At 74.9% G+C, this 20,882-nt stretch carries 18 protein-coding genes and 1 pseudogene; 9 read left to right on the top strand and 10 right to left on the bottom strand.

Annotated features, from left to right (window positions below; all coding sequences use genetic code 11):
• A pseudogene (locus ACZ4VL_RS37115) lies at positions 1–135 on the top strand (IS30 family transposase); the annotation flags it as partial.
• Positions 136–209: 74 nt separating this feature from the next.
• On the opposite strand, the gene ACZ4VL_RS37120 reads toward ACZ4VL_RS37115, so the two are convergent.
• Positions 210–968 (bottom strand): GntR family transcriptional regulator, encoded by a 759-nt coding sequence (locus ACZ4VL_RS37120; RefSeq protein WP_468209336.1) that lies wholly within the window; start codon positions 966–968, stop codon positions 210–212.
• 332 nt (positions 969–1,300) lie between these two features.
• On the opposite strand from ACZ4VL_RS37120, the gene ACZ4VL_RS37125 reads away from it, so the two are divergent.
• The 4 genes from ACZ4VL_RS37125 to ACZ4VL_RS37140 all read left to right on the top strand — a co-directional run bounded on the left by ACZ4VL_RS37125 (position 1,301) and on the right by ACZ4VL_RS37140 (position 7,237).
• Positions 1,301–2,155 (top strand): alpha/beta fold hydrolase, encoded by an 855-nt coding sequence (locus ACZ4VL_RS37125; protein ID WP_468209339.1) that lies wholly within the window; start codon positions 1,301–1,303, stop codon positions 2,153–2,155.
• Between the two features lie 114 nt (positions 2,156–2,269).
• Positions 2,270–3,895 (top strand): alkaline phosphatase D family protein, encoded by a 1,626-nt coding sequence (locus tag ACZ4VL_RS37130; protein WP_468209342.1) that lies wholly within the window; start codon positions 2,270–2,272, stop codon positions 3,893–3,895.
• Between the two features lie 109 nt (positions 3,896–4,004).
• Complete coding sequence (locus ACZ4VL_RS37135) at positions 4,005–5,477, top strand: GNAT family N-acetyltransferase (protein WP_468209345.1); 1,473 nt, start codon at positions 4,005–4,007, stop codon at positions 5,475–5,477.
• A gap of 35 nt (positions 5,478–5,512) precedes the next feature.
• A complete protein-coding gene (locus ACZ4VL_RS37140; RefSeq protein ID WP_468209347.1) occupies positions 5,513–7,237 on the top strand; it encodes a DUF885 domain-containing protein in 1,725 nt (574 codons plus the stop codon).
• An 82-nt stretch (positions 7,238–7,319) separates the two neighbouring features.
• Here ACZ4VL_RS37140 and ACZ4VL_RS37145 read toward each other — a convergent pair whose 3' ends face one another.
• Entirely contained in the window at positions 7,320–7,874 is a 555-nt protein-coding gene (locus ACZ4VL_RS37145; protein ID WP_468209348.1) for a rhodanese-like domain-containing protein, read from the bottom strand.
• 94 nt (positions 7,875–7,968) lie between these two features.
• On the opposite strand from ACZ4VL_RS37145, the gene ACZ4VL_RS37150 reads away from it, so the two are divergent.
• Positions 7,969–8,415, top strand: a complete 447-nt coding sequence (locus ACZ4VL_RS37150; protein ID WP_468209351.1) for an Lrp/AsnC family transcriptional regulator — start codon at positions 7,969–7,971, stop codon at positions 8,413–8,415.
• Here the strand turns inward: ACZ4VL_RS37150 and ACZ4VL_RS37155 are convergent.
• The 3 genes from ACZ4VL_RS37155 to ACZ4VL_RS37165 all read right to left on the bottom strand — a co-directional run bounded on the left by ACZ4VL_RS37155 (position 8,405) and on the right by ACZ4VL_RS37165 (position 13,319).
• On the bottom strand, positions 8,405–11,416 hold the full coding sequence (locus tag ACZ4VL_RS37155; protein WP_468209354.1) for an AAA family ATPase: 3,012 nt from the start codon (positions 11,414–11,416) through the stop codon (positions 8,405–8,407). The two genes, ACZ4VL_RS37150 and ACZ4VL_RS37155, sit on opposite strands and share 11 nt — an antisense overlap.
• Positions 11,413–12,582 carry an exonuclease SbcCD subunit D gene (locus tag ACZ4VL_RS37160; RefSeq protein ID WP_468209357.1) on the bottom strand — a complete coding sequence of 390 codons (1,170 nt, stop codon included), beginning with the start codon at positions 12,580–12,582 and terminating at the stop codon, positions 11,413–11,415. The genes ACZ4VL_RS37155 and ACZ4VL_RS37160 overlap by 4 nt, the downstream gene beginning before the upstream one ends.
• A 110-nt stretch (positions 12,583–12,692) precedes the next feature.
• The gene (locus ACZ4VL_RS37165) at positions 12,693–13,319 is read right to left on the bottom strand and encodes a YigZ family protein (RefSeq protein WP_468209359.1); all 627 of its coding nucleotides are present in this window, start codon (positions 13,317–13,319) and stop codon (positions 12,693–12,695) included.
• 181 nt (positions 13,320–13,500) lie between these two features.
• On the opposite strand from ACZ4VL_RS37165, the gene ACZ4VL_RS37170 reads away from it, so the two are divergent.
• Entirely contained in the window at positions 13,501–13,905 is a 405-nt protein-coding gene (locus tag ACZ4VL_RS37170) for a CoA-binding protein (RefSeq protein WP_468209361.1), read from the top strand.
• On the opposite strand, the gene ACZ4VL_RS37175 is transcribed toward ACZ4VL_RS37170, so the two are convergent.
• On the bottom strand, positions 13,883–14,482 hold the full coding sequence (locus ACZ4VL_RS37175) for a helix-turn-helix domain-containing protein (RefSeq protein ID WP_468209376.1): 600 nt from the start codon (positions 14,480–14,482) through the stop codon (positions 13,883–13,885). The two genes, ACZ4VL_RS37170 and ACZ4VL_RS37175, sit on opposite strands and share 23 nt — an antisense overlap.
• Positions 14,483–14,589: 107 nt before the next feature.
• On the opposite strand from ACZ4VL_RS37175, the gene ACZ4VL_RS37180 reads away from it, so the two are divergent.
• Positions 14,590–15,456 (top strand): EamA family transporter, encoded by an 867-nt coding sequence (locus ACZ4VL_RS37180; protein ID WP_468209363.1) that lies wholly within the window; start codon positions 14,590–14,592, stop codon positions 15,454–15,456.
• On the opposite strand, the gene ACZ4VL_RS37185 is transcribed toward ACZ4VL_RS37180, so the two are convergent.
• Positions 15,453–16,298 carry an acyltransferase gene (locus tag ACZ4VL_RS37185; RefSeq protein WP_468209365.1) on the bottom strand — a complete coding sequence of 282 codons (846 nt, stop codon included), beginning with the start codon at positions 16,296–16,298 and terminating at the stop codon, positions 15,453–15,455. The genes ACZ4VL_RS37180 and ACZ4VL_RS37185 overlap by 4 nt on opposite strands.
• A gap of 154 nt (positions 16,299–16,452) precedes the next feature.
• On the opposite strand from ACZ4VL_RS37185, the gene ACZ4VL_RS37190 reads away from it, so the two are divergent.
• The gene (locus ACZ4VL_RS37190) at positions 16,453–17,013 is read left to right on the top strand and encodes a gamma carbonic anhydrase family protein (RefSeq protein WP_468209368.1); all 561 of its coding nucleotides are present in this window, start codon (positions 16,453–16,455) and stop codon (positions 17,011–17,013) included.
• Between the two features lie 38 nt (positions 17,014–17,051).
• On the opposite strand, the gene ACZ4VL_RS37195 is transcribed toward ACZ4VL_RS37190, so the two are convergent.
• From ACZ4VL_RS37195 to ACZ4VL_RS37205, 3 genes are all read right to left on the bottom strand, one after another.
• Entirely contained in the window at positions 17,052–17,696 is a 645-nt protein-coding gene (locus ACZ4VL_RS37195; protein WP_468209371.1) for a DedA family protein, read from the bottom strand.
• A gap of 63 nt (positions 17,697–17,759) precedes the next feature.
• Entirely contained in the window at positions 17,760–20,312 is a 2,553-nt protein-coding gene (locus ACZ4VL_RS37200; protein WP_468209373.1) for a beta-glucosidase, read from the bottom strand.
• 116 nt (positions 20,313–20,428) lie between these two features.
• Positions 20,429–20,584 (bottom strand): DUF2191 domain-containing protein, encoded by a 156-nt coding sequence (locus tag ACZ4VL_RS37205; protein ID WP_468209378.1) that lies wholly within the window; start codon positions 20,582–20,584, stop codon positions 20,429–20,431.
• Positions 20,585–20,882 lie beyond the last annotated feature (298 nt).

Genomic DNA, 20,882 nt, shown 5'->3' on the forward strand with positions numbered 1-20,882 from the left:
CCCAAGGGCACCGACCTGAGCGTCCACAGTCCCGAAGACCTCGAACACGTCGCCCAGGAACTCAACGGCCGCCCACGCAAAACGCTCGACTGGGACACCCCAGCCGAGCGTCTACGTGATCTACTCACCACCTGAAACCAGGCGGTGTTGCGACGACCCCTTGAACCCAAGGGGCCGGGGGCCGTCGGGGTGCGGGGGCGGAGCGCAGGTCAGGACGCGGCGCGGGTCTCGTGGGCTATTTCGACGTCGCCGGAGTCCCCGAAGGTGAGGCGGCAGGTGTCCGCGCGGTAGGTGGCGACGGAGACGGCCGCCGTGCCCCCGGTGGTGAGGAAGCGGGTGGTGACCACCAGTACCGGGGCTCCGGGCAGGCGGTCCAGCTCCTTGGCGTCGTCGGCGCGGGCAGAGCCGAGCTCGACCGAGCGGTCCTGGCCCTCCAGGGCCAGCCGCTGCAGCTCGCGCAGCACGGCGCGGGCGCGGACGGCCCCCGCGGGCGCGTCGATCGCGGACAGCCCGGGCACGGAGGCCGCGGGCACGTACAGCAGCTCGGCCGCGACGGCCTGGCCCTGGGTGATCCGGGTCCGGCGCACGGTGTGCACGGGCTGGTCGGCGGGGACGCCCAGCAGCTTCAGGGCCGCGGCGGGCACGGGCGCGTCGACGGCGTCGACGGCCTCCCAGCCGTCGGCGGCTTCGCCGGGCCAGCTGTGGCGGGGGGTGCCGACGGCGACACCGACCCGCGGCGGGGCGACGGTGGTGCCGACTCCGCGGCGGCGCTGCAGGCGGCCTTCCAGTTCGAGCTGCTCCAGCGCCTGGCGCAGGGTCGCGCGCGCCACTCCGAAGCGGGCGGCGAGCTCCCGCTCGTTCGGCAGGACCTCACCGACGGCGAAGTCCTGGTCGAGCGCCTCGCTCAGAACGGTCTTCAGGTGCCAGTACTTCGGCTCCGGCACCGTTTCCAGCTGCGTGGTCCCCACCCTGACTCCTCCTGCCATCGCTGCAATCGCCGTGTTCCAGCGGCAGTTCCGCGCCTTTGTTTATTAAAGGTTCCTGCACTATCCCTTGCGACCATAGGTCGGTGCAGCACCTTGGTCAAGACCAATCCTCACCCCTTTACCGGGCAGATCGGGCATACGCATCAAGCCGTTCATACGATGTTCGCGCCGCCCTCAAGGGCGTGCCGTGAGATCCGGACTCAGCTGCTCCGACACGCGCCGGAGGCTTGTAGTCAAGGCCTACCGGACGGTAATCATGACCATAGCGATTACTGACAGCCTGTCTCACACGCCTCCACCCGACGAGGAGCAGCATGACGGCCACGGTCTCCTTCCCGATCGACTCGCCGCTGGGCCCCCGCACCACCACCGTCACCTACGAGCGCAAGGGCTCCGGCGAACCGCTCCTCCTGCTCCACGGCATAGGCCACCACCTCCAGGCCTGGCACCCGGTGACCGACATCCTGGCCTCCGAGCACGATGTGATCGCCGTCGACCTGCCCGGCTTCGGCCTCTCCGAGCCCCTGCCCGACGGGGTCCCGTACGACCTCGGCACCGTCGCCGCCGCGCTCGGCTCGCTCTGCGCGGCCCTGGGAGCCGAACGCCCGCACGTGGTCGGCAACTCCCTCGGCGGCCTCCTCGCCCTCGAGATGGGCCGCAGCAGCCTGGCCCGCTCGGTCACCGCGCTCTCTCCTGCCGGCTTCTGGACCGAGGCGGAGCGCAGGTACGCCTTCGCCACGCTGCGCGCGATGCGCGTCGGTGCGATGGCCCTGCCGCTGTCCACCCTGGAACGGCTCTCGCACAGCGCCGCCGGCCGGACGGCCCTCACCGGCACCATCTACGCGCGCCCGGCCCGCCGTTCGCCCGCGGCCGTGGTCGCCGAGACCCTCGCCCTGCGCGAGGCCACCGGATTCGAGGAAACCCTGGCGGCGGGCCGCTCCGTACGGTTCACCGAGGACGTCCCCGGGCTGCCGGTCACCATCGCCTGGGGTTCCCGGGACCGGCTGCTGCTGCCCCGCCAGGGCGTGCGGGCCAAGCACGTCGTGCCCGGTGCCCGGCTGGTGCGGCTGCCGGGCTGCGGCCACGTCCCGATGAACGACGACCCGGCGCTGGTCGTGCGGGTGGTCCTGGACACGGTGCGGGCGACCGCGAACACCGAGGTGGGATGACGTCCGGCGGCTGTTCATCCGGGGTTCGCGTGTGCGACGCGGGCGGGCCGGGGTGCCTCGGCACACTGGTCCGACCCTTCCCCGGTCGGCCCTGGAGACGCTCCGATGGCACCCATGCCGTACACCCGACGGTCCCTGCTCGGCGGTTCGATCGCCGTTCCGGTGGGCCTTGCCCTGTCCGGCGCGCTCGGCACGCAGGCGTTCGCCTCGTCCACCGCCACCGCGGGCCGGACTGCGGGCGCGGTCGGGCCCGCGGCGGCCCCGGCCTTCACCCGTTCGGGCCGGCCGGACGCGCCGTGGGGCGTCCAGTCCGGTGAGATCACCGCCCATTCGGCCACCGTCTGGACGCGCTCGGACCGCCCGGCGCGGATGTACGTCCAGACCTCCCCGAGCGAGTCCTTCCGCTACGGCGTCCGCCACCACGACGGCCCCTACCTCGGCCCCGGCACCGACCACACCGGCACCGTCACCCTGCGCGACCTTCCCCCGGGCCAGCAGATCCACTACCGGGTGCTCCTGGCCGATCCGGGCGACCCGCGCCGCTGCAGCCGGCCGGTGCAGGGCTCGTTCCGCACCACCCCCGTCTCGCGCCGCCGGAACGTGCGCTTCCTGTGGTCGGGGGACCTCGCGGGCCAGGGCTGGGGCATCAACCCCGACCTCGGCGGCTACCGCGTGTTCGACGAGATGCGGCTACGCGATCCCGACTTCCTCCTCTTCAGCGGGGACACGGTCTACGCCGACGGGCCCATCCAGGCCTCGGTCCCGCTGCGCGACGGCAGCACCTGGCACAACGTCACCACCGAGGAGAAGTCGAAGGTCGCCGAGACCCTGGACGAGTTCCGCGGCAACTTCCGCTACAACCTCCTCGACCGCAACCTGCGCGACTTCAACGCCCAAGTGCCGGTCCTCGCCCAGTGGGACGACCACGAGGTGCGCAACAACTGGTACCCCGGCCAGCTGCTGGACGACCCCCGCTACACCGTCCGGGACGTCGACACCCTCGCCTCCCGCGCCCGCCAGGCCTTCGGCGAGTACTTCCCCGTCACCGACCTGCGCGGCGGCCGCGCCGAGGGCCGGATGTACCGGGTGATGCGGTACGGCCCGCTGCTCGACGTGTTCGTGCTCGACATGCGCACCCACCGCAACGCCAACTCCCCCGGCCGCCAGAGCGACGACCCGATCGGCATCCTGGGCGTCGAGCAGCTGGCGTGGCTCAAGCGCGAGCTGTCGCGGTCGCGGGCCGCCTGGAAGGTGATCGCCGCGGACATGCCGCTCGGGATCGTCGTGCCCGACGGCGCCGCGAACTTCGAGGCCGTCGCCCAGGGCGACCCGGGCGCGCCGCTGGGCCGCGAGCTCCAGATCGCCGAACTCCTACGCCACATCAAGCACCAGCGCATCACAGGCACCCTCTGGCTGACCGCGGACGTCCACTACACGGCCGCGAACCACTACGCCCCCGAGCGGGCCGCCTTCGCCGACTTCGCACCCTTCTGGGAGTTCGTCTCCGGTCCCGTCGGGGCGGGCGGCTTCCCCGCCGGCAAGCTGGACGCGACGTTCGGACCCCGCACGGAGTTCGTCCGGTCGGCCCCGTTCGCGAACATGTCGCCGTCCGAGAACCCACCGTACTTCGGGGAGGTCGAGATCGACGGCGACTCCGGGGAACTGACCGTGCAGTTGCGGCGCCAGGGCGGTGTCGTACTCTTCACCAGGACGCTCCAGCCGGGCCGCGTGGGTCAGTAAGGCGGCCGCCGGGAGCGGCAATGAGGGCGAAATCGGCCAGATGGACGCTTAACCGAGCGGTCACAGATCGTTCGTAACCACGCAACACCCCTGCGTCACAGTGGCATGCATGACTGAACGCACGCACGCCACCGCCCACCGCTCCCACCGCCACCACCACTGGCGCCGCGACGTCGTCGAGCTGGCCGCGCTCTTCTGCGCCGTCGCGGTCGCCGACGGCATCGCGAACCTCGTCGTGCACGGCCCGAGCGGCCCCGGCCTGCTGGTCGCCTCGGCCGTCGCACTCCTGGTGACGGCGGCCTTCCACACCTGGTGGGCGCGCCGCCACAGCCATGCACCGCCGCCCGCGGGCACGGGCCCCTCCGGTACGGGTGCCGCCGGCTCGGCGGCGGCTCCGGCCCCGGCCCGGCCTGCGGCGGGCTCCCCCGACGACGGGGCGACCGCCACGGCTTCGCTGTGGCGGATGCGGACGACCGTGCGCGACGAGCCCGGCAGCCTCGCCGCCCTGTGCACTGCACTCGCCTCGCACGGCGTGGACATCCTGAACCTGCAGACGCATCCGCTGCCCGAGGGCGGCACCGTGGACGAGTTCCTGCTGCGCGCCCCGCAGCAGCTGCCGCCCGCCGAGCTCACCCGTGCGGCCGCCGGCGCCGGCGGCAGGGACACCTGGATCGAGCGGGCCGACGCGCACGACCTCGTCGACACCCCGACCCGGGTGCTGGGCCTGGCGACCCGTACCGCACTGGACGCCGCCGAACTGCCGCTCGCGCTGCGCCAACTGCTCGGCCGCTGCACCATCCACTCCATCCCGGCGACCAGCCTCTCCGGCCGTCCCAACGTCGGCGCGGACGCCCCCGTCGAGGGCGTCCTCGAAGCGACCGTGATGCGGCTGCGCGACCCCTCGGGCGGTGCCCTCACCGTGGAACGGCCCCATCTGCCGTTCACCCCGACCGAGTTCGCCCGGGCCCGGGCCCTCGTCGAACTCGACGCCCGGCTCGGCCCGCGCATCCCGCGCAGCCAGGACGTGCTGACCCTGCCCGAGGGCAACGAGATCACCGTGCGCCGCGCCGACCGGTCCGACCTGCCCGCCGCCCGCGCGATGCACGACCGCTGCTCCGAGCGCACCCTGGGCCTGCGCTACCACGGCCCGGTCGCCGACGCCGACCGCTACCTCGACCACCTGCTGAGCCCGCGCTTCGGCCGGACGCTGGCCGCGACCACCGCCTCCGGCAAGCTGGTCGCCCTCGGCCACCTGCTGTGGGACGGGGACGAGACCGAGGTCGCGCTCCTGATCGAGGACGACTGGCAGCGTCGCGGGATCGGCTCCGAGCTGCTGCGCCGGCTCGTCGCGCTGGCCGTCGAAGCCCGCTGCTCCAGCGTGTACGCCGTGACCCAGTCCTCCAACACCGGCATGGTCGCGGCCATGCGCGGCCTCGACCTCCCCCTCGACTACCTGGTCGAGGACGGCACCCTCGTGATCACCGCCCGCCTCGACGGGGCAGCCGCCGGCACCGGGCTCCCGTACGGGCTGCCCGGCGCGGCCCTGAACGCGCAGCGTCAGCAGGCCGACAGCGAACGGTGATGACGCGGACCCTTCGTGCATACGAAGATGTCCGCATGTCAGACACCCTCCGCAGCGACATCGCGTCCCGGCTGCCCCGTCAGGTCGCCGACGCCTACGTCGACGACCTCATCGCCCTCGACCCCATCACGGGCACCTACCTCGGTGTCGCCGCGAGCTCCGGCAGGCTCCCGGACTTTTCGCCGGCCGGCCGGGCGGCCGTGGCCGACCTGGCCCGCGCCACGCTCGCGCGGCTCGACGCGGCCGAGCGGCTGCCCGGCGCGGACGGCGACGCCGAGCGCCGCTGCGCCCGCCTGCTGCGTGAGCGCCTCACCGCCGAACTCGCCGTGCACGAGGCGGACGAGGACCTGCGAGCCGTCAGCAACATCCACTCCCCCGCACACGCGATCCGCGAGGTCTTCCCGCTGACCCCGGCGGACACCGACGAGGACTGGGCCGCGATCGCCGAACGGATGCGCGCGGTACCCGCCGCCCTGGCGGGCTACCGCGAGAGCCTGCAACTGGGGCTCGACCGCGGCCTGTACGGCGGTCCGCGCGCCACCGACACCTTCATCGGCCAGCTCACCATCTGGGCCGGCGAGGACACCCCCGGCGACGGTGACGGCGGCACCGCGGGCGGCGGCTTCTTCGGCGAGTTCGCCGCCCGCGGCCCGCAGGCCCTGCGCGCCGAACTGGAGCAGGCGGCCGGCGCCGCGACCGCCGCCCTCACGGAACTGCGCGACTGGATGCGCGCGGTGTACGCCCCGGCCGTCGCCGGCGCCCCGGACGCGGTGGGCCGCGAGCGCTACGCCCGCTGGTCGCGCTACTTCAACGGCACGGACCTGGACCTGGACGAGGCGTACGCCTACGGCTGGTCGGAGTACCACCGGCTGCTGGCCGAGATGAAGGTCGAGGCGGCCAGGATCCTGCCCGGCGCCGGCCCCTGGGACGCGCTGCGGCACCTGGACGAGCACGGCACCCACATCGGCGTCGACGAGGTCCAGTCCTGGCTGCAGGGCCTGATGGACGAGGCCGTCGAGAACCTGGACGGCACCCACTTCGAACTCGCCGAGCGGGTCAAGCGGGTGGAGTCCCGCATCGCCCCGGCGGGCGGCGCCGCGGCCCCGTACTACACGAGCCCGTCCGAGGACTTCTCCCGCCCCGGGCGCACCTGGCTGCCGACGATGGGCCAGACCCGCTTCCCGGTCTACGACCTGGTCTCCACCTGGTACCACGAGGGGGTTCCGGGCCACCACCTCCAGCTCGCGCAGTGGACGCACGTCGCGGACCGGCTCTCCCGCTACCAGGCGTCCGTCGGCCTGGTCAGCGCCAACGTCGAGGGCTGGGCGTTGTACGCGGAGCGCCTGATGGACGAGCTGGGCTACCTGAAGGACGCCGAGCAGCGCCTGGGCTACCTCGACTGCCAGATGATGCGGGCCGCGCGGGTCATCGTGGACATCGGCATGCACCTGGGCCTGGAGGTCCCGGCGGACTCGCCGTTCCACCCCGGTGAGCGCTGGACCGTGGACCTGGCGCAGGAGTTCTTCGCGCAGCACAACAGCCGGCCCGCGGACTTCATCGAGAGCGAGGTGACCCGCTACCTGTCGATGCCGGGCCAGGCGATCGGCTACAAGCTGGGCGAGCGCGCCTGGCTGCTGGGCCGGGACAACGCCCGGGCCGCGCACGGCGAGGCGTTCGACCTGAAGGCGTGGCACATGGCGGCGCTCTCGCAGGGTTCGCTGGGCCTGGACGACCTGGTGGACGAGCTGTCGCAGCTCTGACGCGAGGCACCGGTCCCGGGCGTACGGGCCGCCCGCTGCCCCGAGGGGATGCGGGCGGCCCGTACGAGCGTCGGCGCCAGCATCAGCAGCCGCAGTCGTCGGAGCCGGTGGGCGCGGTCAGCGGGTCGGCCTCGGCGCGCTGCCGGCCGCCCTGCCAGGTCTCGACCTCGAAGCCCTCGCGGATCCAGTACTCGATGCCGCCGAGCATCTCCTTGACCTGGAAGCCGAGCCGGGCCAGCGCGAGCGCGGAGCGGGTGGCGCCGTTGCAGCCGGGACCCCAGCAGTACGTGACCACGGGGACGTTCCTGTCGAGGAGCTGCTCGGCCTGCTCGGGGACCAGGGCGGTCGGCAGGTGGACCGCGCCGGGGACGTGGGCCTGGTCCCAGGCGGGGGTGGAGCGGGAGTCGACGAGTTGGAAGCCGAGGGCGGCGCCCTGCTCGCGGTGGGCCTCGAAGGCGGCGGCGACGTCGGACACGTCCGCGTGGAAGGCGAGGCTGGCCGCGAAGTAGGCGGCGGCCGCGGCGGGGGTGACCGGGGGCACCCGGAGTACGGGGTTCTCGGGCACGGTGGTACCGGCAGAGCCGGAGGCCGAAGCGGAAGCGGAAGCGGGCGCGGAGGTGGGCGGTGTCGTCGTCATGTCCCCGAATCTATGAGCCTATCGATCACCCGGAAAGGGACTTTCCCCGGCGCTCCTCTTGTTTGGCCGGGGATTCCCCTGCTACACCAGCCGTATGACCGAGTATTCTCCCGATACCACCGATTGGCGCATCCTGGCCGCCCTTCAGGAGGACGGTCGGGCCAGCTTCGCCGACCTCGCCCGGGCCGTCTCCATGTCGGCCAGCGCCGTCACCGAGCGGGTGCGCCGCCTGGAGGAAGCCGGCGTGATCACCGGGTACACGGCCGTGGTGGACCCGGAGAAGCTGGGCAAGTCGATCCTGGCGCTGGTGCGGCTGCGCTATCCGCACGGCAACTACAAGCCGTTCCACGACCTGCTGGAGGCGACGCCGGAGATCCTGGAGGCCCACCACGTCACGGGCGACGACTGCTTCGTGCTGAAGGTCGCCGCCCGCTCGATGGGCCATCTGGAGGAGGTCGCCGGCCGGATCTCCGGGCTCGGCGCCGTCACCACGAGCGTCGTGTACTCCTCGCCGCTGCCCCGCCGCCCGCTCAGTCCGTGACGGCGGCCGTGCGGTGCCTGACCGCCGAACCGCCGCGCTGTTTGACGATCTCCAGCTGTGCCTGCACACGGGTCCTCAGGTCGGCGACGTGGCTCACGATGCCGACGCTGCGGTCCCGCTCGCGCAGCGAGTCCAGGACGTCGAGGACCTCGTCGAGCGCCTGGTCGTCCAGGCTGCCGAAGCCCTCGTCGATGAAGAGGGTGTCCAGGCGCACCCCGCCCGCCTCGTCGGAGACCACGTCGGCCAGACCGAGGGCGAGGGCGAGGGAGGCGAAGAAGGTCTCGCCGCCGGACAGGGTGGCGGTGTCGCGCTCGCTGCCGGTCCAGGCGTCCACCACGTGCAGCCCGAGACCGGAGCGTCCGCGTCCGCTCGCCTTGGCGTCGGAGTGGACGAGGGTGTAGCGGCCGCCGGACATCTTCAGCAGCCGGACCGTCGCCGCGGCCGCGACCTGCTCCAGGCGGGCCGCCAGCACGTACGCCTCCAGCCGCATCTTGCGCTCGTTGTCGGCGGAGGTGCCCGCGGTCAGACCGGCCAGTCGGGCCACCCGCTCGTAGGCCTCGCGCAGCGGGCCGAGGGCGCGCAGCTCGTGCTCCGCCTGCCGGGAGAGCCGGTCCAGTTCCGCGCACCGCACCCGCGCCGCGTCGACGGCGGAGGAGGCGGAGCGCACCAGCGCCTCGGCCCGCTCGGCCTCGGCCCCGGCGGCGTGCGGGTCGGCCGGGGGCAGGGCGGCCGCGGCCGCGGTGTCGGCCTCGCCGCGGCGGTCGGCCAGCGTCGCCTCCTCGGCCCGCCAGGCGTCCAGGCGGTGCTGGAGCGCGCTGTGTTCACGGTCCGGGAGCACGGCGGCGGCCGCCGCCTCGACGGTGTCGAAGCCGGCCTTGAAGGCGGCGTCGGCGAGCTGGCCGTCGGCCTCCTTGAGCCGGGCGGCGGCGGTCTCGGAGCGGCGCAGCGCGGTTCCGGCGGCGGCGACCATCCGGACCCGGTCCTCCAGGATCCGGGCGCGGGCGGCGAGGGTGGGCGCGTTGCCGCGGAGCAGGGCCAGCCCGGCTTCCAGCGAGGCCTGCTCCCCGTCCAGGGCCTCGCGCAGGGAGGCCCTGGCGGCGGCCCGGCGTTCGGCCTCCAGCCGGTCGGTGCTGCGTGCGGCGTGCTCGCGTTCGGCGCGGGCCAGCCGCTCACGGGCGGTGTGCAGGCCGGCCGCGGCGGCGTGGGCGGCGGCGTGCCGGGAGCTGAGGTCCGCGGTCAGGGCGATCAGGTCGGCGGTGGTGGCGTCGCCCGCTGCGGCCGCGGCTCCGGCGCGGGCCTGCTGGGCGGCGGCGAGGGCCCGCTCGACGGCGGCCCTGCGCTCCTCGGCGTGCTCGTAGCGGGCGTGGGCGGCGTCCTCGGCGGCCCGGTCCACGTGCCCGGGGGCGGGCCGGGCCGGGTCGGGGTGTGCGGCCGAACCGCACACCGTGCACGGCTCGCCGGCCACCAGCGCCGCGGCCAGCTCGGCGGCGATCCCGCGCAGCCGGGCCTCCTTGAGCTCCAGCCACGTCTCCCGGGCCGTGGCCGACTCCTCGCGTACGGAGGCCAGTTCGCCGGCGGCGCGCTGCGCGTCGGCGTCCAGCGCGTCGCGCCGCCGGGCCGCCTCCAGGCGGAGCCGGGCGGGCTCCAGCTTCCCGGCGAGCTGCTCGGCCAGGGTCACGGCCTGCTGTGCGGCGTCGACGCGGCCGGCGAGCGCGGCGCGGGCGTCCTCCCAGCCGGCCAGCCACTCGGCGGACTCGCGCAGCTGCTCCTCGGCGGCGCGGGCTTCGCGCTCCAGGGCGGCCCGCTCGCGGCCGATCTCGGCGCTGCGCTCCTCGGCGCGCCGGCCGGCGCCCAGCGCGCCGAGGTCCTCCCGCAGCCGCTGTTCCTCGGTTGCCAGCTGCTCCGGCCCGGCCCCGGCCAGGGGCGGGGGCAGTTCGGCGCGGGCGGCCGCCTCCGCGCCGGCGGCGGCCACGTGGGCGGCCTCGGCCGCGCCGCGCAGTTCCAGGGCGGGGGCGACGAGGGCGGCGCGGCCGGCCCGGTCGAGGAGTTCACGGATCCGCTGCCGTTCGGGGGCCGCTTCGGCGAGGAGGGCGGCCCGGCGCGCGGTCTCGGCGTGCCGGCGCTGCAGCCGGTCGAGCTCGCGGGCCTCCTCCGCGGCCCGGCGGGCGGCGGCGTGCCGGCCCTCGACGGCGGCCAGCGCGTACTCGGTGACGGTGAGCCGCTCCCGGGCGGCGCAGCGCGCGACGGCGGCCCAGGCCCGGACGGCCCCGGCGAGGCCGGGGTCGCCGGGTTGGTGGCCGGGCATGGGCCAGGCCCGCAGGTCGGCGCTGTCGCCGGCCGCCTGGGCGAGCCGTTGCGCGGTGCCGAGGACCTTCTCGTCGCCAGCCCGGACCTTGGCCTCGGCGGCCCGGCGGCGCTCGGCGAGCAGGGTCTCGACGGCGGCGAAGCGGCGGGTGTCGAAGAGGCGGCTCAGCAGGCGGATGCGGGCCTGCTCGTCGGCGCGCAGGAAGCGGGCGAACTCGCCCTGCGGCAGCAGGACGACCTGGCAGAACTGCTCCCGGCTCATGCCGAGCAGCTGCTCGACCTCCTCGCCGATCTCCTGGTGGGAGCGGCTGAGGGCGGCCCAATGCTGCCCGTCGAACTCGCGCAGCCAGCTCTGCGGCTTGTCCTTGGTGGTGCCGGTGCCGCGCTTCTTCGGCCGGTCCTGTTCGGGGCGCCGGGTGATCTCCAGGCGCCGCCCGCCGGCGGTGAGTTCGAGGGTGACCTCGGTCGGGGTGGCGGGTGCGGCGTGGTCGCTGCGCAGGCTGGTGCCGGGGGCCTGGCGTGCGCCGGGCACGGACCCGTACAGGGCGAAGCAGACGGCGTCCAGGACGGAGGTCTTGCCCGCGCCGGTGGGTCCGTGCAGCAGGAAGATCCCGGCGGCGGACAGGGCGTCGAAGTCGATCTCCTGGGGTTCGGCGAACGGGCCGAAGGCGGTGATCCGGAGCCGGTGCAGCCTCATCGGCGGGCCTCCTGGAGGCCATCGGCGGCCGCGGTGCGCACGTCCTCGAAGGCGGCCCGGAGCACGGCCCGTTCGGCCTCGTCGGCGCCGCCGCCGCGGACGTGGGCGACGAAGTCCTCGGCGATCTCCTGGTCGCTGCGGCCGCGGAGCCGCTGGGCGTAGGTGGCGCCGCCGTCCTCCTCGCGGCCCTCGGGGTCGAAGGCGAGGCTCAGGGTGTGCGGGAAGCGGGCGGCGAGGCGGGCCATGGGGTCGTCGGGGCGTACGGGGTCGGTGAGGGTGGCCTCGATCCAGGACTCCTCGTGCGCGGTGTGCGCCGGGTCGTCCAGCAGTGCGGCGAGGGGGCCGCGCAGCCGGGCGAGCCGCCGCGGCACGGGGGTGTCGATCCGCTCGGCGGTGATCTCCCCGGCGGGGCCGAGGTCGACGAGCCACATGGTCTTGCGGTGGTCGGCCTCGGAGAAGGAGTAGGCGAGCGGGGAACCGGAATACCGGACCCGTTCGTTGACGGTCTGGCAGCCGTGGAGGTGGCCGAGGGCGGCGTAGTCGACCCCGTCGAAGACGGAGGCGGGTACCGCCTCGACGCCGCCGACGGCGATGTCGCGTTCGCTGTCGCTGGCCTGGCCGCCGGTGACGAAGGCGTGGGCGAGGACCACGGAGCGGGTGCCGGGCGTGCGGCCGGCGAGGTCGGTGCGGATGCGGTCCATGGCCGCGCCGAGGACGGCCTCGTGGCTGACCCGTTCGGCACCGATCGTGTCCTTGACCAGGGCCGGCTCCAGGTAGGGCAGCCCGTACAGCGCCACGTCGCCGTGCACGTCGGCCAGCACCACGGGGTCGGCGCAGCCCTCGGGGTCGGTCCTGAGGTGGATGCCGGCCCGGCCGATCAGTCCGGCCCCGACGCCGAGGCGGCGGGCGGAGTCGTGGTTCCCGGAGATCATGACGGTCGGGACGCCGAGGTCGGCGAGACGGTGCAGGGCGCGGTCGAAGAGCGCGACGGCGGGCAGCGGGGGCACGGCCCGGTCGTACACGTCACCGGCGACGAGGACCGCGTCGACCTCGTGTTCGCGGACGGTGTCCACGAGGTGGTCGATGAACGCGGCCTGGGCCCCGAGCAGGTTGACGCGGTGGAAGGACCGGCCGAGGTGCCAGTCGGAGGTGTGCAGGAGCCTCACTCGCCGGCCCCGCCGGCCGCCGCTGCGCACATGTCCGTCCGCCCCCTGTATCGCCCGTATCGCCCTGGCCGTCCGATGAACCCCTCTACGCTAACTGCTCGCCGGGGTGCTCAGGGCGCGTACGTCTCACCGCCGAGGGTGAGGACGGCGGTGCCGGCCGAGGTGTCGGCGAGCCAGGCCTCGAAACCGGGCAGGTCGTCCTCGGGCAGGGCGACCTCGATCTCGACGGCGGCCCCGTAGCGCAGGTCGACGACGGTCCGGCCGGTGGACCGCAGATCGTTCTGGATCTTGCCGGCGCGCTGGTGGTCGACGGTCACGGTGGCCAGCCGGTAGCGGCGGCGGGTGACGGTGCCCAGCACGTCGAGGGCCTCGCCGACGACGCCCCCGTAGGCGCGGATGAGGCCGCCGGCGCCGAGCTTCACGCCACCGTAGTAGCGGGTGACCACGGCGACCGCGTACCGGACGTCGCGGCGCATCAGCATCTGCAGCATGGGCACCCCGGCGGTGCCGCCGGGCTCGCCGTCGTCGCTGGCCTTCTGGACGGAGGCGTCGGCGCCGATGACGTAGGCGTAGCAGTTGTGCGTGGCGGTGGGGTGCTCGCGGCGGATGCGGGCCACGAACTCCTGGGCTTCCTGCTCGGTCGCGGCGGGAGCGAGCGAACACAGGAACCGCGAGCGGTTGATCTCGGACTCGTGCACGCCCTCACGGGCCACCGTCGCGTACTGGTCGGACTTCACCGCTCCACCCTAAGCCGTGCCCGGAAGCGGTCCGGCCGCACGAGGCCCGGCCGCCCGGACACCCGCCGAGCCCGTCAGGGGGAATCGGAGGCGCGGCGTTCGTGTTGTGCACGGCTGCGGTCCGGAGCACCGGGCGCACCGGCCGGGCAGGGCCCGGACGAGACATCAGGAGGCGGCACCCGTGTACGGCGACCCGGCAACCATCCGCAGGATCCTCACCGAGCTCGGCGACACCTGGGCCGTGGTGGGCCTGTCCGACAACCAGGACCGGGCCGCCTACGGGGTGGCGCGCGTGCTCCAGCGGTTCGGGAAGCGGGTGGTCCCCGTGCACCCGAAGGCCGAGACGGTGCACGGGGAGCAGGGGTACGCCTCGCTCGCGGAGATCCCGTTCGAGGTGGACGTGGTGGACGTGTTCGTGAACAGCGCGCTGGCGGGGCAGGTCGCGGACGAGGCGGTGGCCGCGGGGGCCGGCGCCGTGTGGTTCCAGCTCGGCGTGGTGGACGAGGCCGCGTTCGCCCGTACCCGCGGGGCGGGCCTGGAGATGGTGATGGACCGCTGCCCCGCTATTGAGATTCCCGCCCTGTAGCCGTGCCGCCGACGGGCGGGATGGAGACGGCCAGGGTCATCTCCATCGGCTCTCCGCCCTCGTTGCGGTACGCGTGCGGGGTGTCGGCCTCGAAGGAGACCGCGCCGCCGGCCGGGACGGCGTACCGGTCCTCGCCGACCAGCAGGGTCAGCTCCCCGGTCGTGACGTGCAGCATCTCGAAGGTGCCGGACGGGTGCGCGTCGGATTCGGCGCCCTCGCCCGGCTCCAGGCGGTAGCTCCACATCTCGACGGGGCCGCGCCGGTCGTCGCCCAGGAGCATGCTCGCGCCGCTGCCCGCCCCGGTGGTCCACATCCGCACCCCCTGGCCCGGCAGGACGACGTGGACGCGCGGGGTCCGGTCGCGGTCCAGCAGGGTGGTGATGCTCACACCCAGGGCGTCGGCCAGCTTCACGGTCGTGCCGACGCTGGGGTTCGTACGGGCCTGCTCGATCTGGATGATCATCCCGCGGCTGACCCCGGCGCGGGCGGCCAGGGCCTCCAGGGTGAAGCCCCGCTCGCCGCGCCAGTGGCGGAGGTTCCGGGCGAGCGCCTGCGTGAGCTGTTCGAAGTCCGACACCATTCCGTCCAAGATTCTGGATTCCCAAGTCCAACAGACTGAACTATCGTGCGGGGTATCCACTACTGCACCCCACCGTTCACCGCACTGTACTGCGAGGCCCCCGCATGACCTCCCTCTTCGCCCTGGCCACGGCCCTGCTGTGGGGCCTCGCGGACTTCGGCGGCGGGCTGCTGACGCGCCGGTTGCCGGCCCTGACCGTGGTCGTGGCCTCGCAGGTGCTCGCCGTTCTCGCGCTCGGCTCGGTCGTGGTCGCCACCTCGGCCTGGCAGGAGGCCGGGCCGCAGCTGTGGTTCGCGGTCGCCGCCGGCCTGGTCGGGCCCGTCGCCATGTTCAGCTTCTACAAGGCGCTGGCGCTCGGCCCGATGGGCGTGGTCTCGCCGCTGGGTTCGCTCGGCGTCGTCGTGCCCGTCGCGGTCGGGCTCGCGATGGGCGAGCAGCCCGGGCTCGGCCAGGTCACCGGGATCGCGATCGCCGTCGTCGGCATCGTCCTCGCGGGCGGCCCGGAGCTGCGCGGGGCGCCCGTACAGCGCCAGGCCGTGGTCCTGACCCTGACGGCGGCCTTCGGCTTCGGCGCGGTGATGGCGCTGATCTCGCACGCCTCCGACTCGGTGACGGGGCTCTTCCTCGCCCTGTTCGTCCAGCGCGTGACCAATGTGTTCGCGGGCGGCGGCGTCCTGTGGTTGCGGAGCCGACGCGGTGCGCCCGCCCAGCCCGAGGGCACGGGCCTGCGGACCCTGTGGCGGCTGCTGCCGGCGCTGGCCTTCGTCGGGCTCGCCGACGTCGCGGCGAACGGCACCTACTCCGTGGCCGCGCAGAACGGCCCGGTCACCGTCGCCGCCGTGCTCTCCTCGCTCTACCCGGTGGTCACCGCCCTCGCCGCCTTCGCCGTGCTGCGCGAGCGACTGCGCGCGGTCCAGGCGGCCGGTGCCGGACTGGCCCTCGCCGGAACGGTTCTGCTGGCCGCCGGCTAGCGCACCGGCCCGCCGGATCCGCCGCCCGCGACGGCCGTCGCCTGCCCGGGCTCCTGCTCCCGCACCACCACGGCCGCGTCCTCCTCCGCCCCGGCCGCCCGCTGCTCCGCTTCCGCGAGCTCCGCCAGGGCCCGGAGCTGACCCGAGGTCATCCCGTCCGGGATCGGCACCGGTGCGGGAGTGCGCAGCGGCGGCTGCCAGCCCGTCTCCTGGGTCCACCGGCGCACGATGCGCGCCGGGGCTCCGGCCACCACCGCGTGGTCGGGCACCTCGCCGCGGACCACGGAGCCCGCGGCCACCACCACGTTGCGGCCGAGCCGCGCCCCCGGGAGGATCACCGCGCCCGTGCCGAGCCAGCAGCCGGGTCCTATCTCCACCGGTTCGCTGCGCGGCCACTGCCGGCCGATCGGCTCGTGGGGGTCGTCGTAGCTGTGGTTGGTGGAGGTGATGTACACCCCCGGCCCGCAGAAGGTGTCGTTGCCGATGGTGATGGGGGCGTCGGCGATGACGTGGGAGTCCCGGCCGAGGACCACGCCGTTGCCGATGACCAGCACGGGCTCGGTGCCGAGGTCGAGGCCCGGCAGCATGCCGGCCGTCAGGGTGACCTGCTCCGCGATGATGCAGCACTCGCCGAGGTGGATCCACGGCTCGCCGAAGACGGTGCCCTGGGGGAAGGCGAGGCGGGTGCCCTCCCCGATCGTGCCGAAGCGCAGCCCGCCCGGGGTCCGGGCGGTGACCGCACCGGCCTGCTGCATCCAGCGCCAGACGCCGTGGGCGATCCGGCCCGCGACGCGGCGGCGCAGGGTGGTCAGGGATGAGAACGTGTTCTGGTTCTTCGGCACCGGGCCACGTTAACGCGCCGGGTGCCCGGACCGCGCCGTGATCTTCACCCCATCGCCGGGCCGCGCATGGCGTGCCCTACGGTGCGGGTAGCGCGACACGTCAGCCACACCGGGTACACCAGACCCGGCGGACACAGGACTGAGGAAGAAGAACATGACGGAACACCCGGACCCCGGCAGCGCCGGCGGGGCACTCGTCGCGGGCGTGGGCGGCAAGAGCCCCCGGATCGACCCGACCGCCTTCACGGCGCCGACCTCCGTGGTGGTCGGCGACGTCACCCTCGCCCCGGGCGCCAGCATCTGGTACTCGGCGGTGCTGCGCGCCGACTGCGGGCCGATCGTGCTCGGCGCCGACAGCAACGTGCAGGACAACTGCACCCTGCACGTGGACCCCGGGTTCCCGGTCTCCGTCGGCGCGCGCGTCTCCATCGGCCACAACGCCGTGGTGCACGGCTGCACGGTGGAGGACGACTGCCTGATCGGCATGGGCGCGACCGTCCTCAACGGCGCGGTGATCGGCGCCGGCTCGCTGGTGGCCGCACAGGCACTCGTGCCGCAGGGCATGGTGGTCCCGCCCGGCTCGCTGGTCGCCGGTGTGCCGGCCAAGGTACGGCGCCCGCTGACCGAGGAGGAGCGCGAGGGCATCAAGCTCAACGCCGCGATGTACCTGGAGTTGGCGAAGCAGCACCGCGCCGCGGTCACCCGGGGCGAGTAGCCCGCCCGTACGCCGTCCCGGTGCCCGCCGTACGAGGCTCAGTGCTCGGCGGGCACCGGCTCGGCCGCGGAGTCGCCGGCAGCGGCCTTCTTCATCCGGCTGCGCATCACCAGCATCACCGTGACGCCGATCACCAGGGCCAGCACCAGGGCCACCCACGAGAAGCCCTTCAGCCAGGGCTCCGCGACGATGCCGATGGTGTAGATGACAGCCGTGGTGCCGCCCGCCCAGAGGATGCCGCCGAAGACGTTGGCGATGAGGAACTTCCAGTACGGCATGTGGAGCACGCCCGCCAGCGGCCCTGCGAAGATCCGCAGCAGCGCCACGAACCGCCCGAAGAACACGGCCCACATGCCCCACCGCTCGAAGGCGCGCTCGGCCTGGGCCACCTGCGCCGGCCCGAAGTGCTTGGGGAAGCGCCGCCCCAGCCGCTCCAGCAGCGGCTTCCCGCCGCGGCGGCCGATCGCGTAGCCGATCGAGTCCCCCACGATCGCGCCGGTCGTCGCGCAGATCCCGAGGACCACGGGGTCGATCTCCCCGTGCTGGGAGGCCAGCAGGGCCGAGCTGACCAGGATGATCTCGCCCGGCAGCGGGATGCCGAGGCTCTCGAGCCCGATGACCAGGCCCACCAGGAGATAGATGCTGACCGCCGGAATGTGCTCCAGCCATTCCTGGATGTGCACCGGTGCGCCCTCCGATTCGTCCGGTGTCCCGGCGCGTCCCGCGTGACACGCCGAACGGGCAGCCTATCTGCTCCCGGCGGCGGCCTCGACGACAGCCTCGCCGCGCAGGGGCAGGTCCCGGGAGGATCGGCCCGCGAACACCTCGCGCCGGCCCGTCCCCGGCACCCAGGCCCGCCGCTCCGGGTCCCATGAGGACAGCGCCCGCACGTCGACGTCGACGGTGACCCGGCGGGCCTCGCCCGGCGCCAGGGTGACCCGCCGGTAGCCGGCCAGCGCCCGCACCGGCTGGTCGAGCCCGAGCTCCGCGGAGGGGCCCACGTACACCTGGGCCACCTCGGTCCCCTTCCTGCGGCCGGTGTTGCGGAGGGTGAACTCCGCACGCAGCCCGCCGCGCTCCGGCCGCACCGCCAGGTCCCGGTACTCCCAGGTCGTGTACGAGAGCCCGTGCCCGAACGCGAACAGCGGCTCCACGCGCTGTGCGTCGTACCAGCGGTGCCCGGCGAGGACGCCCTCGGAGAACTCCTGCCGGCCGCCCACCCCGGGGTAGCGCAGCGGGTCCCCGCCGACCGGGGTCCGCTTCTCGTCGACCGGGAAGGTCTGCGTGAGCCGCCCGCCCGGGTCGGTGTCCCCGAACAGGACGGCGGCCGTGGCCGCGGCCCCCTCCTGGCCGGGGTAGTACATCTGCAGGACGGCCCCGGTACGGGCGAGCCAGGGCATGGTGGTGCCGGAGGGCGTGTTGAGCACCACCGCCGTACGGGGGTTGGCCCGGGCGACGGCCTCGATGAGCCGGCCCTGGCCGCCGGGCAGCCCCAGCGAACTGCGGTCACTGCCCTCGCCGGCGTCCTCGTACGCGAAGAGGACCACGCTGCGGGCGGCCTCGGCCGCCTTGACGGCATCGGCGACGTCCGCGGCCCGGGTCGCCCCCGTGGTGTGGCGCAGCCGGAACCGGCCGCCCCTCGCCCCGCCCTCCGCGAAGACGGCGAGCCGGTGGGGGCCGGCCTTGAGGACGAGGGTGCGACGGCGGACGGCGAGCCCGTCGGGGGCGGAGCCGAGCAGTCCGCCCGTGGCGGACTCCGCCGCGCCCTGCCGCACGGGGAACAGCTCCTCGCCGTCGAGGCGTACGCTCGGCCGCTTGCCGGTGTGGTGGACGAGCAGCGTCCATTCGTCGTCCTCGGCGAGGGTGAACTCCGCCCCGTGGCTCCAGGTCCGCCCGGCGGGCACGCTCCGGTCGTCCAGGTCCGCGGCCGGGACCAGCAGGTTCGCCGGCAGCGGCCGGCCGTACAGGTCCTCGCCGAGGGCGTGGCGCACGGTGGCCCCGCTCCCGGCGCGGCGTCTGATGGCGGTGAGCGGGGCGGCCGCCCGGTCGGGGACCACGTGCGCGCTGCCGCCGCCACTGACGAAGGGCACCAGGGCGGTGGGCCCGATCACGGCGACGGAGCGGGCGGCCGCCCCGGCCAGCGGCAGGGTGGCGCGCTCGTTGCGGAGCAGCACCGCTCCGGCCGTGGCGACCCGGCGTGCGGTCCGCGCCCCGGCGCCGGGGTCGCGGGCGGGGCGGGGCGGGCGCTCGGCGTCGAGCAGCCCGAACCGGTCCATGGTGGCCAGGATCCGGCGTGCGGCCTGGTCGACGGCTTCCTCGGGGACGGTGCCGGCGCGCACCGCCTCGTGCAGCGGGGCGCCGAAGCGGGTGCCGCCGGGCAGTTCCATGTCGAGCCCCGCACCGAGGGCGGCGAGCGTGCTGTGCGCGGCGTCCGGGGCGGACACCACCCAGCCGTCGAACCCCCAGTGCCCGCGCAGCAGTTCGTCGAGCAGCGGCCGGCTCTGGCCGGCGTGGGTGCCGTTGACCTTGTGGTGCGCGCCCATCACGGCGCCCGCTCCGGCGGTCACGGCCGCTTCGAAGCCGCGCAGTTCGGTTTCGTGGAGGGTGCGCTCGCCGGCGATGACGTCGACGGTCTCGCGGCCGTGCTCCTGGTTGCCGGGGGCGAAGTGCTTGACGGCGGCCACGGCGCCCTCGTCCTGGATGCCGCGGACGACCTCCGCGACCAGGTCCGCCGTCAGCCGCGGGTCCTCGGAGAAGGCCTCGAAGTTCCGGCCGGCGTACGGGGTGCGGATCAGGTTGGCCAGGGGTGCGAGGAGGACGTCCTGGCCGAGGGCGCGGGTCTCCCTGCCGAGGGTCCTGCCGTACTCGCGGGCCAGCGCGGGGTCGAAGGCGGAGGCCAGCATGACCGGGGCGGGCAGCGCGGTGGCCGGGCGGGCCACCCGGACGCCGGCCGGGCCGTCGGCGAGCCGCAGCGGCGGGATGCCGAGGCGCGGGACGCCGGGGAGGTAGCCGGTCTGGCCGAGCGCAGCCGGGTCCGGGGCGCCGTGCAGGAGGGCGGTCTTCTCCTCCAGGGTCAGCCGGTCGAGCAGGGCTTCCACGCGGGCGGCGCTGCCGGGCCGGGCGGGACCTGCGGCGCGGGCGGCGCCGGAAGCCGCGGCGGGCGGACCGGCTGCGCCGGCGGGGGCGGTACGGGCGCTGCCGCCGGACGGTACCGCGGGGGTGCAGCCTGCCGCGCCGAGGGCCGCGCCGACCGCGCCGATCAGCCGGAGCGCGGAACGTCTGGACACGGCCTCGGTCATGACGCTCCCTGCGGCTCCGGTCGGCGGGAGCGGCCCGCGCCGGACCGCTCCCGGCGCCCACTGTGCCGCCGCGCGGGTGCCCGGGCCCGGGGACGCGCCACGCGCGGCGGGCAGGTTCAGCCCTGCGGCGGCGGCTCGACGGTGTCGGCGGCCTGCCGGGCGCCGTCCTGCGACTGGATCCTGCGCGCCTCGGTGCGGTACCCGCGGGCGATGTGGTCGCGTACGACGGCCTCCACCGCGTCCTGCGGCGAGCCGACCCCGGCGAGGACCATCACCTCGACCACGAGTTCGGCGTCGAGGCTGATGTGACTCCGGTACGGCCGCCGGCCACGGACCCGCCTCCTTCTGCGTCGGCCGCCGCGGTCACGGTCGTCGTCGCGGCGTACGCACGGGTTCCGGCCGCGCGGGGGCGCGGGGGCGCGGGGGCGCGGGGGCGCCCTGAAACGCGGGTGGGGGGGGGGGGGGGGGGGGGGGGGGGCGACCCTCTCCCCCGGGGGAATTTGGTGCTGGTGTGTGGGGCCAGGTTCCGCAACAAGCCACCCCCCCCTCCCTACACCCTCTCCTATCCTC

Source organism: Streptomyces sp. NPDC029014 (assembly GCF_055564695.1).